Raw genomic sequence first — 3130 nt, 5'->3', positions numbered from 1 at the left:
ATGCAAAGACTGGAACACTCTGCAGGCAGTTTGAGCCTAGATGATGAGCAAATCTATCCCCTAGACTTTGCTATTGTCAAAGCCAAAGACCTCAAACCCAATTTCATGCAGGGCACAGGCACACAGACACGCACCCAGATGAACCAACACATCATCAACCAAATTGCCCAAGACTTCAAAGCAGAGATGATTCTAGGCAGGGGAGGCTTTGAAGATGTGCCCGTAGTCTTACAGGATGGCCAGGTCTTAGTGGGCAATCACCGCACTCAGGGCATGCAGAGCTTTAGCCCTAGCAGCAGAGAGACTTACCACAAGGCCATCTTAGAGGCCTATAAGCTAGACTTAGCCCCTGATGAACTCTTAGTGCGCACGCCTAAGAATGCTAATCTAAGCCCTGCAGAATTGCTCAATCTAGCTGCAGCCAGCAATAAGCAGAGGGCTAGCACTCCAGGAGATAGACTACTAGGAGCACTAGGCAAGTACGATGCCCACATCACTTCTGAGAACCTCAAAGCTCTAGCCCAACCTGCAGATAGTGTGGATGAGCTAGCCAATAGAGTGGCTAGACTATTAGACATCCAATCTCCCAAAAGCCCTGCTAAGGAAGAGACCAACATGGCTCTGCTAGCTTATGTCGCACGCAACACCCCCGATCTGAGTTTGTCCCAAGTGCTCAACCATGCGCATAAGATTTTAGATCATGAGCAATACGACAAGCTCAAAGATGCCTTTGTCTACAATGCAGGCAGTTTTTACAATTTAGCGCATAATTCCACATTCCCCCAACTAAACCTAGCCCCCTATCTGACCCAAGCCATGGATGCCACGGCTAAAGCTCTAGCTTTTGGAGAACGCGCTAAGGGCTTTGAGCAGCTTTACAGCGAGCTCTACCAATTAGTGCACTTGAGCGATGCCGCCCTAAAAGAGAGCCTGAAACTGCGCCCTACTATCTTCCAAGACACTCTAAGTCAAGTGTTAGGCGCAGGCTTTGCGCGCTTCATGCGTTTGGAAAATCCTAAAGGCCAACTCCATGAGTTCTTAAAAAACCTTCCCCAATCTTTGCAGGAGGAATTACAGCCCAGATTAGCCTTTGGGGATATGCAAAGTTACAAAAAGCTGAGTGAAGCCAATGTCTATGACTTTGCTAGCCTATTGATACGCTCAGGACAGATGACCCAAGAAGTGAGCAATGTTGCCAGTCTCCTGCCCCAATTAGAACAAAGGGCTAAGCAGGCACAGGAGTTGTTGGGGAAAGAGCAGCAGAGTTCTGCTGCTATAAAGGAAAACCTTAACCCCCAAGAGATTAAAGAGACTATAGAGAAGTGGGATTTGAGCCCTAAAGCTAACGCTAACGCCAAACAAAGGTTAGTGGTTTCTAGTGTGGATGCTACAGAAGCCCAAGAACTAGGGCAAGCCCTTAAATTTAAGGGCAAGAGAGAGCTTGTAAGAGAAATTGACGCACACCAAGTATTGCATACTTTGAAACAGCATGGAGATGCAAACAAGGAGGCTAGCAGAGGGCAGATTGCGGTAACTTTAGAGGACATCGCTCACTACCAAGAGTATCTTAAAAACCCCGATTTTAAACACATACAAGAAGAGAGTGGGCGTATCGTGTATGCCAAACAAATTAACGGATATGCGGTAGTGATTGAGGAAGCCTTAAGCGGGCAAGATAAGTTAAGATTTTTTGATATGTGGAAGTTAAAGGGGCAACTCAATAAAGAAGTCCTGCTATCCCATAGCCAACGCCCTAACACGACTCCAAGCCTTGATCTTGAAGGCTATATGCCTAGCAGTGTTTCTAAGCATACCAAACCCCCCCTTAAAACCCCCCATATTGAACCCAATCCTGTTTTTGGGGAACACTTTGCAGAGTTTGAGCTCAAGGGGTCTCAAGCAGTGGCTAAACTGCTACAAGAACGCAGAGGGCAGGTAGCAGGGGCTTTTTATAGGGAGGGGTTAGGGTATATAGATTTGGTGTGGGGGAATGTAGAGGGAAAGGGTAATAAGGCTACAGGTTGGGGCTTGTCTAAGATTTTAGAAAAGCATATTGATGACTTTAGAGAGTTTGAGGGGGCTACGCCTTTGGAGAAGTTGGGAAATGGAATTAATGAAATAGTGCAGAGGGGGAATGCAATCAAGAGAGCAGGCAGAGAAGAGGCTTACAACATTGAACATTTAGGCTTTGTCGTGGGCGTTAACAAGGGCTATGATAAACAAGGAAACAGCTACTGGATTGTTACGGCTTTTGACAAAAAGAAACCCTCAACGGAGAAAACCGCTAAGACAGCACGCGCTAGCGGTTTAACTAAAGAGGCGGACAATCTCTCCTTAAACTCTAAGCCCAATCCTACCAAGCCTCCCCTTAACAATCAATCCACAGCCAATCAAGATACTAAATAAAAGCACGCTGGAGCTTTTAATGCCTACACTTTTAGCCTCTATTCTGATGAGTGGGTTGTTTTGGGGCTGCACCCCCCAAGTGGTCTATCAAAAGGTCTATGTGCCTGTAAAATGCCAGCTCAAGCCCCCTGTGCGTCCTAGTAAGGAGCTAGACATGTTGGCCTACCTCAAAGAATTGCTCATTTACACGGAGACCTTAGAGAAAGACCTGCAACACTGCACGCAAGCCCCAAGCAAACCCCTCTAGTTTTAACCCTTGTGTGCCATTTAACAATGTGCTAGTATGCTCTTGCCCTTCTCCCTAGGGCTCCTATCCTAGCTAGTGCTGTAGCCCATTAAGCTATCAAAATCTCCACTCAAATGAAAAAGCACAAAAAAGCCTAGCTAGGGAGATAGACTAAAGCTTTTAACCCTTGTTTCCTTCAAGACTTTTTGTTAAGCTTCTCTTGCCCTTAAGCGTTCTTTGTTTTCTTGAAGTGATTTGTTAACTTAAGGGCTTCATAACACGATAGTTACTTTGTTTTAGCGGTGCTGGGGTTAGTAGGGCATGGGATTATGGCATGGGGTTACTTCATTGTAGCGTTATCCGTGCTAAGCGAGGCTATTCTAGCCTCGCACAGATGCCAAGTTTTTCCTTAATTTGCGTTTTACTACCGCTTAATAGTTTAGAATAACGCTTTGGCTTCATGCATGGGGTTACTTTGTTGTAGCGTTATCCGTGCTA

Annotated in this window: 2 protein-coding genes; both read left to right on the top strand. The window is 46.0% G+C overall.

The window, feature by feature from the left end; translation table 11 throughout:
• Nucleotides 1-2406 (top strand): putative barnase/colicin E5 family endoribonuclease (locus tag C6H04_RS06645; protein WP_104732693.1); only part of this gene is annotated, 2406 nt, incomplete at its 5' end.
• 19 nt (nucleotides 2407-2425) lie between these two features.
• Nucleotides 2426-2653 (top strand): hypothetical protein, encoded by a 228-nt coding sequence (locus C6H04_RS06640; protein WP_233711878.1) that lies wholly within the window; start codon nucleotides 2426-2428, stop codon nucleotides 2651-2653.
• The last annotated feature ends 477 nt before the right edge of the window (nucleotides 2654-3130 follow it).

Origin of the sequence: Helicobacter salomonis, from assembly GCF_900197775.1 — a bacterium.
Taxonomy (GTDB): Bacteria; Campylobacterota; Campylobacteria; order Campylobacterales; family Helicobacteraceae; genus Helicobacter; species Helicobacter salomonis.
This window is presented reverse-complemented; position numbering and strand designations above follow the sequence as displayed.